This is a genomic window from Nitrincola iocasae (assembly GCF_008727795.1).
In the GTDB taxonomy this organism is placed as follows: domain Bacteria; phylum Pseudomonadota; class Gammaproteobacteria; order Pseudomonadales; family Balneatricaceae; genus Nitrincola; species Nitrincola iocasae.
This window is the reverse complement of sequence record NZ_CP044222.1, coordinates 2,016,612-2,033,742: the sequence shown is the minus strand read 5'-3', so window position 1 is coordinate 2,033,742 and position 17,131 is coordinate 2,016,612. Positions and strand designations below refer to the sequence as shown.

Annotated in this window: 13 protein-coding genes; 11 read left to right on the top strand and 2 right to left on the bottom strand. The window is 49.4% G+C overall.

Going from position 1 to position 17,131, the window contains the following annotated elements; genetic code table 11:
* The first annotated feature begins 4 nt into the window (after positions 1-4).
* Complete coding sequence (locus F5I99_RS09505) at positions 5-1,060, top strand: alkene reductase (RefSeq protein ID WP_151055435.1); 1,056 nt, start codon at positions 5-7, stop codon at positions 1,058-1,060.
* Positions 1,061-1,109: 49 nt separating this feature from the next.
* On the opposite strand, the gene F5I99_RS09500 is transcribed toward F5I99_RS09505, so the two are convergent.
* Both F5I99_RS09500 and F5I99_RS09495 read right to left on the bottom strand, forming a co-directional pair.
* A complete protein-coding gene (locus tag F5I99_RS09500; RefSeq protein ID WP_151055433.1) occupies positions 1,110-1,730 on the bottom strand; it encodes a LysE family translocator in 621 nt (206 codons plus the stop codon).
* A 37-nt stretch (positions 1,731-1,767) separates the two neighbouring features.
* Positions 1,768-3,522: a chloride channel protein gene (locus tag F5I99_RS09495; protein ID WP_225307622.1), complete on the bottom strand. Its 1,755-nt coding sequence runs from the start codon at positions 3,520-3,522 to the stop codon at positions 1,768-1,770.
* Between the two features lie 211 nt (positions 3,523-3,733).
* On the opposite strand from F5I99_RS09495, the gene wrbA (F5I99_RS09485) reads away from it, so the two are divergent.
* The 10 genes from wrbA (F5I99_RS09485) (at position 3,734) to F5I99_RS09440 (ending at position 16,962) form a co-directional block, all read left to right on the top strand.
* Positions 3,734-4,336, top strand: coding sequence for an NAD(P)H:quinone oxidoreductase (gene wrbA, locus F5I99_RS09485; protein ID WP_151055429.1), 603 nt, complete (start codon positions 3,734-3,736; stop codon positions 4,334-4,336).
* Between the two features lie 85 nt (positions 4,337-4,421).
* Positions 4,422-4,754 (top strand): hypothetical protein, encoded by a 333-nt coding sequence (locus F5I99_RS09480; protein ID WP_151055427.1) that lies wholly within the window; start codon positions 4,422-4,424, stop codon positions 4,752-4,754.
* A gap of 84 nt (positions 4,755-4,838) precedes the next feature.
* Positions 4,839-6,071: a winged helix-turn-helix domain-containing protein gene (locus tag F5I99_RS09475; RefSeq protein WP_151055425.1), complete on the top strand. Its 1,233-nt coding sequence runs from the start codon at positions 4,839-4,841 to the stop codon at positions 6,069-6,071.
* The gene (locus tag F5I99_RS09470) at positions 6,056-7,075 is read left to right on the top strand and encodes a sodium:calcium antiporter (protein ID WP_151055423.1); all 1,020 of its coding nucleotides are present in this window, start codon (positions 6,056-6,058) and stop codon (positions 7,073-7,075) included. The genes F5I99_RS09475 and F5I99_RS09470 overlap by 16 nt, the downstream gene beginning before the upstream one ends.
* A 66-nt stretch (positions 7,076-7,141) precedes the next feature.
* Complete coding sequence (gene wrbA / locus F5I99_RS09465) at positions 7,142-7,744, top strand: NAD(P)H:quinone oxidoreductase (RefSeq protein WP_151055421.1); 603 nt, start codon at positions 7,142-7,144, stop codon at positions 7,742-7,744.
* Between the two features lie 182 nt (positions 7,745-7,926).
* Positions 7,927-8,484: a DUF92 domain-containing protein gene (locus tag F5I99_RS09460; protein ID WP_151055419.1), complete on the top strand. Its 558-nt coding sequence runs from the start codon at positions 7,927-7,929 to the stop codon at positions 8,482-8,484.
* A 352-nt stretch (positions 8,485-8,836) separates the two neighbouring features.
* Positions 8,837-11,278 carry an EcoAI/FtnUII family type I restriction enzme subunit R gene (gene hsdR / locus F5I99_RS09455; protein WP_151055417.1) on the top strand — a complete coding sequence of 814 codons (2,442 nt, stop codon included), beginning with the start codon at positions 8,837-8,839 and terminating at the stop codon, positions 11,276-11,278.
* Between the two features lie 74 nt (positions 11,279-11,352).
* Entirely contained in the window at positions 11,353-12,834 is a 1,482-nt protein-coding gene (locus F5I99_RS09450) for an N-6 DNA methylase (RefSeq protein ID WP_151055415.1), read from the top strand.
* Positions 12,834-14,627 carry a restriction endonuclease subunit S gene (locus F5I99_RS09445; protein ID WP_151055413.1) on the top strand — a complete coding sequence of 598 codons (1,794 nt, stop codon included), beginning with the start codon at positions 12,834-12,836 and terminating at the stop codon, positions 14,625-14,627. Before F5I99_RS09450 ends, F5I99_RS09445 begins: the two co-directional genes overlap by 1 nt.
* A 529-nt stretch (positions 14,628-15,156) precedes the next feature.
* Positions 15,157-16,962, top strand: a complete 1,806-nt coding sequence (locus tag F5I99_RS09440; protein ID WP_191905997.1) for a sensor domain-containing diguanylate cyclase — start codon at positions 15,157-15,159, stop codon at positions 16,960-16,962.
* The last annotated feature ends 169 nt before the right edge of the window (positions 16,963-17,131 follow it).

The window sequence follows — 17,131 nt, the reverse complement described above, 5'->3', positions numbered from 1 at the left end:
ATGTATGAGCAATCTTTTCACTCCGCTTAAAGTAGGCGCTTTAACACTAAAAAACCGTATTATCATGGCACCGTTAACACGCTGCCGTGCCGAAGCTGACCGCGTACCCGGGGAGTTAATGCTGGAGTACTATCATCAGCGTGCCAGTGCCGGCATGATTCTGACTGAAGCCACTTCCATTACGCCAATGGGAGTCGGTTATCCAAATACACCGGGTATCTGGTCTGATGCACAAATCCAGGGCTGGAAACGCATTACCGACGTGGTACATGCCGAGGGTGGAAAGATTGTCTTGCAGCTCTGGCATGTTGGCCGCGTATCTGACCCCGTGTATCTGGACGGTAAACTACCTGTTGCCCCCAGTGCTATTGCACCAGCTGGTCATGTCAGCCTGATACGTCCTGAAAAATCTTTCGTGACACCGCGTGCACTTGAAACCGCTGAAATCTCTGGTGTGATCGATGACTATCGTCAGGCCGCACTGAATGCAAAACAAGCTGGATTTGATGGTGTGGAAGTGCATGCCGCCAATGGCTATTTACTTGAGCAGTTCCTGCTGGATGGCGCCAACAAGCGAGATGATGCCTATGGTGGCAGCCTGGAGAATCGCGCACGTTTATTGTTGCAGGTTACTGATGCGGTGGTGGAGGTGTGGGGCGCTGACCGCGTCGGTGTGCATTTATCGCCACGCGCCGATGCTCATGACATGTCTGATAGCAACCTTAAGGAAGCTTTCACTTACGTGGCTAAACAACTGGGTGAGCGTAATATTGCTTTTATATGCGCACGTGAGTCAGAAGGGGATGACAGCCTGGGGCCTTGGTTGAAAAGCTGTTTTGGTGGGGTGTTTATCGCGAACGAAGGTATGACCAGAACCAGTGCCGAGAAGCTGATCACCTCCGGCAAAGCCGATGCTGTAGCCTTTGGTGTGCCGTTTATTGCCAACCCGGATCTTCCGGTACGCTTTGAGCTGGAAGCTGAGCTGAACACACCTGATCCGTCTACCTTCTATGCATCTGGACCTGAGGGTTACATAAGCTATCCTGCTATGTCGTGCTGATTCAGTGTTAGAGCCTGCCCAATAGTCGTAATTAGATGATTATTATTGATTATTGGGCAGCCACCACAACCCGGATCGACAGACCAATTAATACTACCCCCGTCAGTTGTTCAAAGCGTTTCATATGACGGTGTAACCAGCTTAACAAGTGTGCATGAGAGAACAGCATGGCTACCAGTGAATACCAAATTCCATCCACTAGCGTTGCTGTCAGTACCATAATAACTTGATCATGTAATGACTGTTCGGCATTGACAAACTGCGCAAACAACGCGGTAAAAAATACTGCCAGTTTTGGGTTAAGTAATGAGATCAATGCACCGGATCCGGCCGCTTTCCAATAACTTTCCTTAGCACCTGCTTCTGCTACCAGATGGGAGGGTGATGCCGCATAACGTAGTGCGTTATAGCCAAGCCAGGCCAGATATCCTGCACCCAGCCAGCTAACTAACTGATAAGCCAACTGATGTTGACTCACCAGTAAGCCAAGCCCCCAGACAGTTGCAATGGCCCAGATACCAACGCCTAAGGCATGAGCGCAGCCTGCAGCAATGCCATGACCCCGTCCATTACTTACCGTCTGGCGCAATACCACGGCAAGACTGGGTCCGGGCGACATGGCGCCCAGCACGCAGATTAGCAACAACGACAGCCAAAGCATAACAGACATGAATCCAATCCTTTTATAGCATCAAGGGTTGATCGAATTAAGGGGCGGCATATTCTTCTTTACGCATATCTTCCATCAAGTCCAGATAGGCGCGTATCAGGTCTGATTCAAACACAGCACCCACTATATGCTGCTGCGCATCAATGACCGGTACACCTTCACCGATAAAATTACGTAACACAACCATGGCGGTCCAAAGTGATGTATCAGCCTGAATCGCACAATCTTCGGCAATAATATAAGCTTTTGCTGCCGACTCAACATCAATACCGATAAGAGAGGCGAGATGAACCGTGCCTAAATAGCGCTGGTTAGCATCAACAATATAAGCATCAGATGAATCAACTTGTGCCATGGAGCGGCAGGCCTCACCCACAGTAACTTGTTCCGGCAGTGATAAATAACGATCACTGGTCAGATCCTGAATGCTACGCGACATCAACAGGGCTTTGCTGCGCCCTCCGGACAGATCCAGGCCTCGGTCACGTAACTGCCGGTCAAACAGCGACCGATCAAACCACTGAGAAGCAAACAGGTTAGCTAAAGCAACACTGGCCAGGGCCGCGATGGTCAGTTCGTAGTTGCCTGTCAGCTCAAAAATGATTACCACGGTGGATAAGGGAGCGCCAATAACGGGTGCGGTGACTGCGATCATGCCACAGACGGCATAAACGGCAAGACTCGACAGCGCGACCGAATCCCCTAACACCATACCCAGCAAGGTGCCAAACAGTGCACCAAATAAACTACCAATCAGCAAAGCCGGACTGAATACACCCCCGGCAAAACCAAACCCCAGGCACAAGGCGGTAGCGATCAGTTTCAACACCAGTAAAATCAGTAGATCAGCTGCACCAAAAGACCCTTCAACAAAAATCAGCCGCAAAGTTTCACCACCCACGCCGAGAATCTCCGGAACCCAGAGCGCCATCAAGCCAAGCAGGGCACCCGCGAAGGCGGGTTTAAATACATTAGGCAAGGACCAGCGTTGTGCAACACGACTGGCCAGGAGTATCGCTTGCATATAACCCACAGCCAGTAATGCACTGGCAATCCCCAGCAGCAGAAAGAGACCGTACTCCCAGTGATGCAGCACACTGGCCGCTTCAATATATAGCAAGGGAGGTTGGGGTAAAATAACATTAGCAGCCAGATAGCCAACAACAGATGCTACTGCGACAGGAGCGAAAGCGCGAAAGGCATAGTGACGCAGAATTACCTCATGCGCGAATAAAATGCCGGCAATTGGCGCATTAAACACCGTAGAAATAGCGGCCGCCACCCCGCAGGCTATGGCTATATTATCCAGCGTGACATCAGCACGAAAAAGCCGTCCCCAGGCCGATCCCAAAGACCCACCCATGTGCACCAGCGGGCCGTACTGACCCACTGAAGCGCCACTGCCCAGTGATACCAGTGCAGCAAGACCAGACAGAATTGCTGGCCGCAAAGGCAATCGTCCACGGCGGGTTTGCACCGCTGCAATAATATCTGCCGGTGTATGTGCGCGTTGCTCTTTAACTGAACGCAGCAAAATGCCCACCAGTAAGCCACCCAGGGTCGGTACCGCAACCGTCGCTGCAACAATAATAGCCAGACTGTACTCTTCCTTTACCTGATTCAGGAAAGCAACCAGTAGCGCATCGTTTAACCATTGCACGCCCGCAACAAACGCATTCGCCAGAATCGCGCCGGTAATGCCAATAACCAATCCCAGGCCAGCCACTTTGATAATCAGTGAGACCTGTTTCAATGCAGACTGCTTTGTCGTTTTGATGAAACCCCCGGCCATGATGCGCTATCCCGCCGTACTTCTATAGAAGAAGGCAGTGTAAACGCTGGTGGTTATGCAGGTCCAGCGGCAGGGCTGTTCCAAGTCGACTATAATGACCTGGTGTCCTGGTGCCGGTATTTCCGTGCGCTATCACACAGACGCTACTTGTTCGATAAGTCTAGCTTGACCTTCACTTGTCTCGCAAAAAATCAGCAACAGGAGAAACAACATGACAAAAGTTCTCGTTCTTTACTACAGCATGTATGGCCACATAGAAACCATGGCGAAAGCGGTGGCTGAGGGTGCACGTAGCGTCAATGACACCGAGGTCACGATCAAGCGTGTACCCGAAATTATGTCAGAAGAGGCGGCTGAAAAGGCGGGTGCCAAGCTTGATCAGACGGCGCCGTTTGCAACCACGAGTGAACTGGCGGATTACGATGCGATTATCTTTGGCACCCCTACACGCTTTGGCAATATGTGTGCACAAATGCGCAGTTTCCTTGACCAGACTGGCGGGCTGTGGGCTGGAGGCAAACTGATAGGCAAAGTGGGTAGTGTATTTACCTCCACAGGTACTCAACATGGTGGCCAAGAGACCACAATTACCTCGTTTCACACTACTTTACTGCATCACGGCATGATTATTGTGGGCGTTCCTTATTCATGTAAAGAACTCACAGATATGAATGAAATCACTGGTGGATCACCTTATGGGGCCAGTACTCTTGCTGGTGCTGATGGGAGTCGACAGCCGTCTGAGAATGAAATAATTATTGCCCGGTTCCAGGGAGCTCATGTTGCAGAAGTCGCTAAAAAGCAATCAGCTTGAGATCTGAGTAATGCTTGTGCCAAGGCCACCTGAACTGTGGCTTTGGTCTAGTTGCGGGTGAGTATTAAGAAGGAGGAAGGTATCTATGATTCCGGATCAGGAAATGAAACTGGCTGAGCAGGTCATAAGCTTACATGACGGCAAACATTTCAATCTTTTGCAGGAAATGTCTATGCCATCGCCGGACGATGAAAGTGATGGCACCATTACTGAAGAGGGTTATATTGCGAAGTGTGAGGAAATTCGAGAGGAGCTGGGGGAACTGAGTAGCATTGAGTTTATTAATAGCCTCGAAAGATCAGACTCCCGACTGACCCTATGGAAGGCAAAATACGACTCCAGCGAAAATGAAGTATGTTGGGCCATAGGTTTTGATTCCAAAACACATCAGGTTAAAGACGTTATTGTGACCTGGTAACGGTATAATCAGCGAGGAGATCGTGAACACGAACGCCTTGAAGTACCGACGTGTATATACAAGGTAAGCCTAGAAAGATTATCAATGATTGAAATTAAAAGCTCAAAAGATCTGATGCGTTTACGTCGCCTTGCTCTGGTTGCACAAGGTTTGACGCAAGCTCAACCCTTTGGGCGTGGTTTGTCAGGGGCTCGTAAAGCGATTAATCATATAGGCTATGTACAGGTCGATACAATATCGGTCGTCCAGCGAGCGCACCATCATGTTTTGCATAGCCGTGTGCCTGGTTTCGAGTTGGGTATGACAAACCAGATGCTGCGTGATGGCGATATTTTTGAGTATTGGGCACATGCGGCTGCTTTTTTACCCATCGCTGATTTTCGTTATTCCTTACCCTACAAACACGCCATCAAAAATGGCCAGACCCACTGGTTCAGACACCCTGACCAGAAACTTATGACCGAACTTTTGGCTCGCATTGAATCAGATGGCCCGCTACGATCCCGGGATCTGGAAACCTCGACCACGCAGCGTGCAGGCTGGTGGGACTGGAAGCCCGCCAAAAAAGCACTTGAGCAGTTGTATATGCAGGGCGACCTCATGGTCAGCGACCGAGAAGGTTTCCAAAAAACCTATGACCTGACCGAGCGGGTGCTTCCAGCCCACGTCAATACACAAATGCCCAGTATGGAAGCGTTTGCGACGCATATTGTCGACCAACAATTACGCTGTCATGGGCTTGTTTCACTCAAAGGGCTGACCTACCAACGTCGCAACGCTGGATTACGTCAAGCTGTAAAAGGTTTGGTAGACGAAAGGCTGTCGCAGGGCGATCTGGAAAGAGTAAAGGTGGGTAGTGGGGAGGTATTCATATTGGAAACGGGGGCGCTCGAGCGCTCACGCCCCCGGCTGAGCAACCGCCTATTGATTCTGTCTCCCTTCGATAACAGCGTTATTCAGCGGGAGCGGCTCAGAGCACTGTTTCAATACGACTATCAATTGGAGTGCTATGTACCCGAAGCCAAACGTCAGTATGGCTACTTCAGTCTACCGCTGCTTTACCGTGATGAGTTTATTGGGCGGATGGATTGTAAAGCGCATCGAAAAACCAGCCATTTAGAGATTAAATCACTGCATTTAGAGCAGTACAGCTTTGATGACGATTCCGTTATTTCAGCATTTGTGGATGCCATTAAACAGTTCTGTTATTTTCAACAATGTGATTCAGTGTCTTTAAGTTCGGCGCCTGATCATTGGCTGTGTGCCGTTAATAGACAATCCATACAGCCAGAGGGCTCCGCGTGTATTCATCCCTGATCTTCAGTATCATCGCCTTTGGCATAGCAGCTCTGGGCATCATAACCGCCGGTAGCCGATTGGCACGGTTGGCCGATGAGTTGGCTGATCGCACAGGCATGGGTGAGGCATTGTTCGGCGTGTTGCTGCTGGCGGGAGTAACTTCGCTACCGGATTTCGCCGCGACCCTGAGTGCAGCAATGGATAATCGGCCCGACCTGGCGATGAGTAACGTCATGGGTAGCATGGCGGTAAACCTGGTTTTTCTGGGGATCGCAGATATAGTCTATCGCAAAGCCAACCTCGAACATGCCGCTGCGTCCTCTGTTAATCTGATGCTGGCAGGGTTACTGATCGTGTTACTGACGTTGCCGCTACTTGCTATCGTCTCGCCAACAATAGCGGAGTGGGGCGTACATCCGGTTACACCCGTGATCGTGGTCGCCTATCTGTTCGGGCTTCATCTGGTTTTACGTACAGAGGCCAAGCCTATGTGGTTTCCACGTCTGACTAGCGAGACCGTACCGGATAAACCTTCACCTCAACTTCACGGTAGTCTTGTAAAGGCCTGGATTAGTTTCATTGTTCTGGCTGTTCTGACGGGTATCGCTGGCTGGATTTTAATGGAAGCCGCCAAGGGTATCGCTGACGAAACCGGGCTTTCCGACACGCTGGTCGGTGGTCTGCTGACGGCTCTCGCCACATCCACCCCCGAACTGGTGACCACAATCGCCGCGATACGCTTAGGTGCACTGACCCTGGCCGTGAGCAATATCTTCGGCACCAATTGTTTTAATATGCTGGTCGTGGCTGCTGCTGATCTGGGCTATCCTCACGGCTCTATCTACCATGATATGGCTCCGGTTCAGATGACCTGGGGGCTGGTCAGCATTCTGATGACTGCCATCCTATTGTTGGGTTTGGTGCGCCGCGAGACCTATGGCATCGGTCGAATAGGCTTTGAAAGTGCCTTGATCCTGACGGTTTATGCTGTCGCACTAAGTATCATTGTGGTAAACGGCTGAATTTTACCCACCGCTGCATTGAGTGCTAGGCTGACTATACGATCCTCAATATTAAGGAGACGCAGCATGATAAAAGTACTCGTTCTTTATTACAGTATGTATGGTCATATTGAAACGTTAGCGAATGAAGTGGCTGAGGGTGCACGTAGCGTCAATGACACTGAGGTTACCATCAAACGTGTTCCTGAAATCATGACAGAAGAAATGGCCGAAAAGGCAGGGGCCAAGCTTGATCAAATGGCGCCATTTGCAACAACAAGCGAATTGGCTGATTACGATGCCATTATATTCGGTACGCCGACACGCTTTGGCAATATGTGTGCACAGATGCGCAACTTCCTTGATCAGACCGGCGGCCTGTGGGCCGGAGGGAAATTGATAGGGAAGGTGGGAAGCGTATTTACCTCTACCGGTACTCAACATGGGGGCCAGGAGACCACCATCACATCGTTTCACACCACATTACTGCATCATGGCATGATTATCGTGGGCGTACCCTATTCTTGCGAGGAGCTTACGAACATGAATGAAATCACCGGCGGCACGCCTTATGGCGCAAGCACACTTGCTGGCGGTAATGGTAGTCGTCAACCCTCAGAAAACGAAATAAAAATTGCCCGCTTCCAGGGTGCTCACGTTGCTGAAATAGCAAAAAAACAATCAGCCTGATTCCAGAATAACGCTGTTGCCAAAGCCACTATGGGTGGCTTTGGCACTGGCATGGACTATAGCAAGGCTTTAAAAAGCTGAGTAATTTTTCCGTGTTCCAGCGCACAGACATGTAAGCTCCATTAGATTAGCCTAATTTGAGCTTTATATATCTTGCAAACATCTTTTTCAGGAGAAACACCATGAGTGACTATCGTCATCACGTAACTGGATTTTTTCCGCAACAGGTTAATGCTGAAAACGCCGTTTTAAAACTGGTCGATAAAGGCTTGTCACGTGAACAAATGCATATCTATTCAGCTGACTCCAATTCACCTTCACCCGCACCAGAAGGGAAGAGTGACCGTACGCTCAAAAACATATTGGTCGATGGTGCAGTGGGCACCGCTGTTGGCACAGGTGCCGGCGCCCTTGGTAGTGTGGCACTGGCAGCGACCAGCGTGACCCTGTTCGTCGCCAGTCCTGTGGTTGCACCACTGGTGCTGATCGGCTGGGGTGCAAGCCTGGGTGGTTTGCTCGGAACTGCAGTCGGAACAGCAGAGGACTCCGGAAAGAAAAAAGAAGGCACGCTTTCAGACCTGATCGGAGATGCAATCGCAAACGGTCATGTCGCCCTGGTAGTTGAAACCCGGACTGAACAGGAAACCGCAATGGCAAGCGAAGTGATCAAGGATTCAGTTGGGGAATGTGAAGATACCGATGATAAATTACACAATGAGCCAATAAGTCAGCAGCAGTAAACAGCCTTCATATATAAACAGACCTCTAGTGCACAAGGTGTCCGCTCACCAGCGTACTAGAGGTCTGTTTATATCCATCATCAGAACAACCTATCGTGCTTCACACAGAGAGCATGTTAGTACCAAAACAATCATGCCACTAGAACAGCAATAAATTCAGTCCGCACTCGAAGAAGCCAGCACAAATCAAAACATAGAACCTTTCGCGAGCTTTTTAGGAGCACTAGTACAAGCCGCCCTAGACGGCAAGGTAGAACCGCCGCTGTATGTTAAGAAAGTCTTTAAACGCTTTTTAATCAAAACAGTTCTATGCGAGAATCAAAGCTTATAAACAAGCACGGAAGCCAAGGGCATGGCAGGTATTAACAAAGCTAAACTTACCGAAACCGATATCATCAGCAAGTTCATCCTTCCGGCGGTCATAGATGCAGGCTGGGACGATATGAGTCAGATTCGCCAGGAAGTAAAGCTGCGCGACGGTAAGGTGGTTGTGCGTGGTCAGGCCGCTGCACGTAAGAAGGTTAAATCTGCCGATATCGTTCTTTACCACAAACCCGGTATGCCACTGGCGGTGATCGAAGCCAAAGCTAACAAACATGAGATCGGTAAGGGGATGCAGCAAGGCTTGGATTATGCCGGTCTGCTGGAAGTGCCCTTTGTGTTTGCGACCAACGGTGATGGCTTTGTCTTTCACGACAAAACCAATCCCGATGCACTGGAAACCGAGATCAGCCTGTCCGATTTCCCCACGCCCGTTCAACTCTGGCAGAAATTTTGCGCCTGGCGGGGGTTCACCGAAGCCCAACTACCTATTATTACCCAGGATTATCACGACGACGGCAGCGGCAAGTCGCCCCGTTATTACCAGCTACAAGCGGTTAATAAAACTCTGGAAGCGATATCCCTGGGGCAAAACCGCGTGTTGCTGGTGATGGCCACCGGCACCGGTAAAACCTACACCGCATTTCAGATCATCTGGCGCTTGTGGAAAGCACGTCACAAGAAACGCATCCTGTTTCTGGCGGATCGTAATATTCTGGTCGATCAGACCCGCATCAATGATTTCCAGCCTTTCGGGCAGGCGATGACCAAAATCACCGGTCGCAGCGTAGATCCGGCCTATGAAATTCATCTCGCTCTGTATCAGGCGCTCACCGGGCCAGAAGAATCGCAGAAAGCCTACAAGCAGGTCGATCCTGACTTCTTTGATCTGATCATCATCGACGAGTGCCATCGTGGCAGTGCGGCTGATGACAGTGCTTGGCGTGAGATTCTGGAATACTTCAGCAGTGCGACTCAGGTTGGACTCACCGCCACGCCGAAAGAAACCGAAGAGGTGTCTAACACCGATTACTTTGGCGATCCGGTGTACAGCTATTCCCTTAAACAGGGCATTGAAGACGGTTTTCTGGCCCCTTACAAAGTGGTGCGGGTGGATATTGATATCGACCTGCAAGGCTGGCGTCCAACCAAAGGACAGCTGGATAAAAAAGGTGAGACACTACAAGACCGCATCTACAATCAGAAAGATTTTGATCGTACTTTGGTCATTGATGAACGCACCGAACTGGTAGCGCAGACTATCACCAGTTATCTTCAGCGCACTGACTCGATGGCCAAAACCATCGTTTTCTGCAATGACATCGACCATGCTGAACGTATGCGCCGTGCGCTGGTGAATCTGAACTCAGAGCAGGTCGCCAAAAATGAAAAGTATGTTATGAAGATCACCGGCGATGATGAGATAGGTAAAGCGCAGTTGGATAACTTCATTAACCCCAAAAAGCCCTATCCGGTCATTGCCACCACCTCAGAACTGATGAGCACCGGCGTAGACGCCAAAACCTGCAAACTCGTGGTGCTTGATCAAACTATTCAGTCGATGACCAAATTCAAGCAGATCATCGGACGCGGCACCCGTATCGATGATCGCTATAACAAACTCTGGTTTACCATTCTCGACTTCAAGAAAGCCACCGAGTTGTTTGCTGATGAACGTTTTGATGGTATCCCCGAACGGATAATGACCGCCAAACCGGGTGACATCATCGAGGGAAGTGATGAACTGGATGACATCATTAACGGAATAGACCCCGAGCATTCAGATAATACCGTTGATGACGTTGAGGGTGCAGCTGAGCTACCCGGTGTTTATGACTCGTCTACCTATGATAACAGTGGCAACGATAGCGAGTGGGATGATAACGGGTCCAGGGTGACAAAGTTCTACGTCAATGGGGTCAAGGTAAAAACCCTTGCCGAACGGGTGCAGTATTACGATACCGACGGCAAACTGGTGACCGAGTCATTCAAAGACTACACCCGTAAAGCGATGGCCAAGCACTTCACCTCACTTGATGAGTTTACTAAACGCTGGAATGAAGCTGAGCGTAAACAGGTGATCATCGACGAGTTGGAAGGTGAGGGCATTCTCTGGGAAGTGCTGACGCAGGAGGTCGGCAAAGATCTCGATCCATTCGACCTGATCTGCCATGTGGTTTATGATCAGCCACCGCTGACTCGCCAAGAGCGGGCCGACAACGTTAAGAAGCGTAACTATTTCACTAAATACAGTGAAACGGCACAGACGGTACTTAGTACCCTGCTGGATAAATACGCCGATGAAGGTGTGCAGGAGATAGAAAACATCCATGTCCTTAAAGTGAAGCCCTTCGATCAGATGGGACGGCCTGTCGAGATCGTTAAGAAAGGCTTTGGTGGCAAACAAGCCTACCTCGATGCCGTGAGCGAATTAGAGGCGGAGATCTACAGCACCGAGCCTCAAACCGCTTAATACTGTTACCTATTTTTATCCCTGCGCGGCAGCCATCAGGCTGTGCGGGGCTTATGATTATCTAAGAGAAAACTATGTCGATCAGTTCTGTTATTAAATCTATTCAAGACATTATGCGTAAAGATGCCGGCGTCGATGGCGATGCCCAGCGTTTGGGGCAACTCTCATGGCTGTTGTTTCTGAAAGTGTTTGACGCCCAGGAAGAAGAACTGGAGATGGAGCTGGATAACTACCGCGCACCCATTCCGGAAAAATATCTGTGGCGCAGCTGGGCCGCAGACAATCAGGGTATCACCGGCGATGAACTGCTCGACTTCGTCAATGATGAACTGTTCGGTGATCTGAAAAACCTGACCGCACCGGTCGATCTCAACCCGCGTGGCTTTGTGGTTAAAGAAGCATTCAGCGATGCCTTCAACTACATGAAAAACGGCACGCTGCTACGCCAGGTGATTAATAAGCTTAACGAGATCGATTTCACCGATTCCAACGAACGACATATGTTCGGCGATATCTATGAACAGATCCTGCGTGATCTGCAGAGCGCCGGTAACGCCGGTGAATTCTATACTCCACGAGCCGTTACCCGCTTTATGGTCAACCGCATCGACCCGAAACTGGGCGAGAGTATTATGGACCCGGCCTGCGGAACCGGCGGCTTTCTAGCCTGCGCCTTCGATCATATTAAAGCCAACTACGTAAAAACTGCTGCCGACCACCAAATCCTGCAGCAGCAGATTCACGGTGTCGAAAAGAAACAGCTACCGCACTTGCTCTGTACCACCAACATGTTGCTACACGGCATCGAGGTGCCGGTGCAGGTGAGACACGGTAATACGCTCAATAAACCGCTCTCCAGCTGGGATGAAGCTATCGATGTCATCGTCACCAACCCACCTTTTGGGGGCACCGAAGAAGACGGCATCGAGAAGAACTTTCCCGCCGAGCTGCAAACCCGCGAAACCGCTGATCTGTTTCTACAGTTAATTATCGAGGTGCTGGCGGATGCTAATAATGGCAAAGGCGGACGCGCGGCGGTGGTGCTGCCCGACGGCACGCTGTTTGGCGAAGGCGTCAAAACCAAGATCAAAAAAATGCTGACCGAAGAATGCAACCTGCATACCATCGTCCGTCTGCCCAACGGTGTGTTTAACCCCTATACCGGCATCAAGACCAATATTCTGTTCTTTACCAAGGGCCAGCCCACCCAGGATATCTGGTTCTATGAGCACCCCTATCCCGAGGGCGTGAAAAACTACAACAAAACCAAACCGATGCGCTTTGAAGAGTTTCAGGCCGAGATCGACTGGTGGGGCGATGAAGCCGATGGTTTTGCTGCCCGGGTAGAAAACGAACAGGCGTGGAAGGTGAGTATCGACGAGGTCATCGCCCGCAACTTTAACCTGGATATCAAGAACCCCCATGTCGGCGAACAGATTAGCCATGACCCTGATCAGCTGCTGATCGACTTTGCCAACCAGCAACAACAGATCGGCGAGTTGCGTAACCAGCTCAAGAGCATTCTGTCTGAAGCCCTGAGTAAGGGAGCCCTGTGATGGAGAGATTGAAGTCACAATTTACGGCATCCGATAATCCGGCTGAACTAATTACCGATAATATCGACATCTGGACCTCTGCAATTAAAACACGCTCGTCGGCGGGGCGGGGCAGCAGTAAGAAGCTCGATCTCTATGGCATTAAGAAGCTGCGGGAGCTGATTCTGGAGTTGGCAGTGCGTGGGCAGTTGGTGCCACAAGACCCTAATGATGAACCGGCATCGGTGTTACTGGAGCGGATTGCGGCTGAAAGAACGCAGTTGGTTAAAGAAAAGAAAGTTAAGAAAACAAAACCGCTTCCAGTAATAACTGATGATGAAGTGCCATATGAATTACCGTTCAACTGGAGATGGACCCGTTTAGGTGAAATAGGTAATGTTTTTAATGGCAACAGCGTTAACGCACGTGTAAAAGAACAAAAGTACACAAATGTTGATGGTATACCATTCATAGCAACCAAGGATGTTGGGTATGGATTTGAAAGCCTCAATTACAATAATGGGACTAGAATTCCAATCGGCGAGCCAAAATTCAAAATCGCCCACAAGAACTCCGTATTAATGTGCGCAGAAGGAGGTAGTGCTGGCAAAAAATGTGGCATAACAGAGAATGATATTTGCTTTGGAAATAAGCTGTTTGCGAACGAGTTATACTCTGTAGTATCACCTCGTTATATTCTTGCGGTTTACCTCACACCATCATTTTTTGAGCAGTTCTCGAGCGCGATGACTGGAATCATCGGTGGAATATCTGCATCAAAATTCGTAAATCTTCTTATCCCACTTCCTGCGGAGTTTGAGCAGCGCCGCATCGTCGCCAAAGTCGATGAGCTGATGACCCTGTGCGACCAGTTGGAACAGCAAACCGAAGCGAGCATCGATGCCCACGCCACACTGGTCGAAACCCTGTTAACGACCCTGACCAACAGCGCCGATGCCGCCGAGCTGGAACAAAACTGGAACCGTCTCGCCGACCATTTCGACACCCTGTTCACCACCGACCACAGCATCGATCAGCTCAAACAAACCATCCTGCAACTGGCTGTGATGGGCAAACTCGTCCCCCAGAACCCCAACGACGAACCCGCCGCAGTACTGCTGGAAAAAATCGCCGCCGAAAAAGCGCAGATGGTTAAAGAGAAGAAGATCAAAAAACAGAAGCCACTGCCGCCAATTGGTGAAGATGAGAAACCGTTTGCACTGCCGGAGGGATGGGCTTGCTGTCGGTTTGGCAGTATAGGAGAAATTGTGGGAGGAGGAACTCCATCGAAGAGTAATCCGGACTATTGGAACGGCGATATTCCGTGGGTATCACCTAAAGATATGAAAAAAGACTTTATTTCAAATACGCAAATATCGGTTTCAGAAAAGGCGATTGAAGAAACATCTGTGAAATTGATACCTGAGAATAGTCTGCTAATTGTTGTACGAGGAATGATTTTGGCACATTCTTTCCCTGCAGCTATTACCGTGGCTCCAGTCACGATTAATCAAGATATGAAGGCTGTCGTGTTCAAGGGTTTTCACCCGGATTACCTGCTTCAACTGATGAAAGGGATGAAATCAGACGTTGTTGGCATGGTTGATCGTTCATCACATGGAACTTGTAAACTAGTATCTGAGAAACTTTGGAATATGCCACTGGCTGTACCTCCACTAAATGAACAACACCGCATCGTCGCCAAAGTCGACCAACTCATGTCCCTCTGCGACCAGCTAAAAGCCAGCCTGCAACAAGCCCAGCAAACCCAGCTGAATCTGGCCGATGCCCTGGTGGTACAAGCCGTCGGATAAACTGAGTCGAACAAGATTGAAGGGCTTTGGGTGGCGACAGATTGAATTCAGCGGCAAGGTTAATCAAAAGGAATTGATAACTATTTTCTTCGATTAAATGAACAAATTTCTGACAAGCAAGGTCCCTCGAAAATAGGGCAAAGCTGACAAAGTAGGGGAGAACGAGAAGGTCATGCACCAGATCAGAAACAACACAGATGGTTTGCTGAGAGAGGTTGAAAATGGTTGATGAACGTTTAGGAAAAATGCACGCAATGGCTAAGCGTTTTAATGATAACGGTACTATCGATCAATTAACGATACGTAAAATTGACCATTAGCATGAGCGCAAAAAATGAAGAGATGACAGCCGCTCGAATCAAATCGATAAGACAGCGAGAGCACGTAAACCAAGGCGTATTAGCGACCGTTCTCAACATGAGCAGTGAAAGTGTTTAAAACTGTCCAAACCATTGGGGTACAATGTAATCACGAAACTTAACCTGACCAGATGACCACCAGTACAGAGGCGCGGCGTATCGTGACAATAATGCGATTATGTTTAATTTTTGGATTATTTATCTGCGCTCTCTCGGTATCCCTGACATCGGCGGCTAAGCCAGATGCGGTCAGTATTACCGGCTCGGAAAGCGGGGTTTCTGTTTTCCCGCAAATATCTTATTTTGAAGATCCCGAATACCGGCTAACCGTGGATGAAGCCGCCGCATTGGAAGAAGAGGGGCGCTTTAAGGTTGTTGCATCCGGCTATTCCGGTATTGGTTACCCCACCAGTTCGATTTGGATGGCGTTTAAGCTGCATAACTCCACCGATGAAGAACAGACCCTGTATCTGGAATATCTCAACCATATCCCCGAAGATATTTGGCTTTTCCAGCGGGATATATCGTCTCCAGCTGGGTTTGATGAAGATTTTTCTTCGATCCGGGAGGCGGGGGCCAGGCGGCCGGTTAATCAGCTGCGACCGGTTTTTAAAACAACCTTACAGCCTGGTGAAACCCGGCAATATTTCGCTAAAACCGCTGATAAAACCGGTCAGGCGGTTTATGTGGATTTTCTGATATGGAGCCCAGGAGAGCTTGAAACCACAAAGACCCTTGAGCTTGTCTTCTATGGCGCGGCGTTTGGTATACTCCTGATTATCATGCTGCTGTCTTTCATTCTGTTTATCAGTCTGCGTCGTTCAAGTTTCCTGTATTACAGCGGTTATGTTTTCTTCTCTATTCTGGTGTGGGGGAAAACCTCCGGCCTGATTCCCAACCTTACGACCAGCACGAGTTTGATACAGTATTTCTGGATCTATTCTGGCTTGATGGTCGCGTTTGCCATGATGTTTGGACGGGCGTTTTTGCACACCAGAAAGTACCTGCCAAAACTCGATATTCTGTTAAGGCTGAATGTTCTGGTGGGGTTCTCGCAAATCCCACTGTTTTATCTTGGGATGCACAGTCTGAGCATCGACTTTTTGAAAATCAGTATGCTGGGCTTCCCGTTGCTGATTTTTGCCGGACTATTAAGGTGGCGACAGGGTAACCCGCTGGCGCTTATTTTTAGTGGTGCATGGTTGTTGTATACCTATGCGGTTTCCAGCTATCCGTTTCGGGATAATGGCTTCCTGGTGCAGGATATTACCGCGCTGCATATCCCGATTATCGCAGCCATTATTGAAACAATGCTGCTGTTTATAACGCTGACCTTACAGGCTCGGCAGATACAAAGAGCTAATGAAAAAACAGAGCAGGATTATTTGTTACTGGTAAAAAACCATGCGGCAGAGCTGGAACAACAGGTTGAAGAGAAAACACGGCAACTGGTAGCAGAGAAGCAGCGTGCAGAAAAAGAAGCTCGCACCGATGCCCTGACGAATATCGCAAACAGACGATCTTTTATCCGTAGCGGGCAGCAGATTATTGCGCAGTCAAAGCAGGCTAATACTCCTTGCGGCATGATTCAACTGGATGCTGATTTTTTCAAAAGCGTGAACGACCGTTACGGGCATGCAGGCGGTGATGAGGCGTTACGAACCATAGCCCAGGCTATTTCTGAAAGCCTACGGTCAAATGATTTTGCCGCCCGTATGGGTGGTGAGGAGTTTGCCATTATCACTCCCTGTACTGACTTGAAAACCCTGATCTTAGTCGCTGAGCGCATCAGAAAGAACATCGAAGCCAGTACGATCACCCATGACGAGCAAACCTTTCAGATCACCTGTAGTTTTGGCTGTGCCCTTTATCAGCCCAATGATGATCTGGATAGTCTGCTACAACGCGCCGATAAGGCGCTTTATGCTGCCAAAAAAGCGGGCCGGAATTGTGTGAAAACAGAAGAATATGAGTGATCATACGTGTGTAATTTCCGACAGGATTGAATTAATTCAGTCCTGTCGGAAATTACACACGCAGGAGAGTTCACGCAGCAGCAGGATTACCCGCAAAACTAAATTCTTCGACGCTCTCCGCACGAAAATAGCCGTACCCATAACTCTAATTACGTTAAATAGCTCAGGG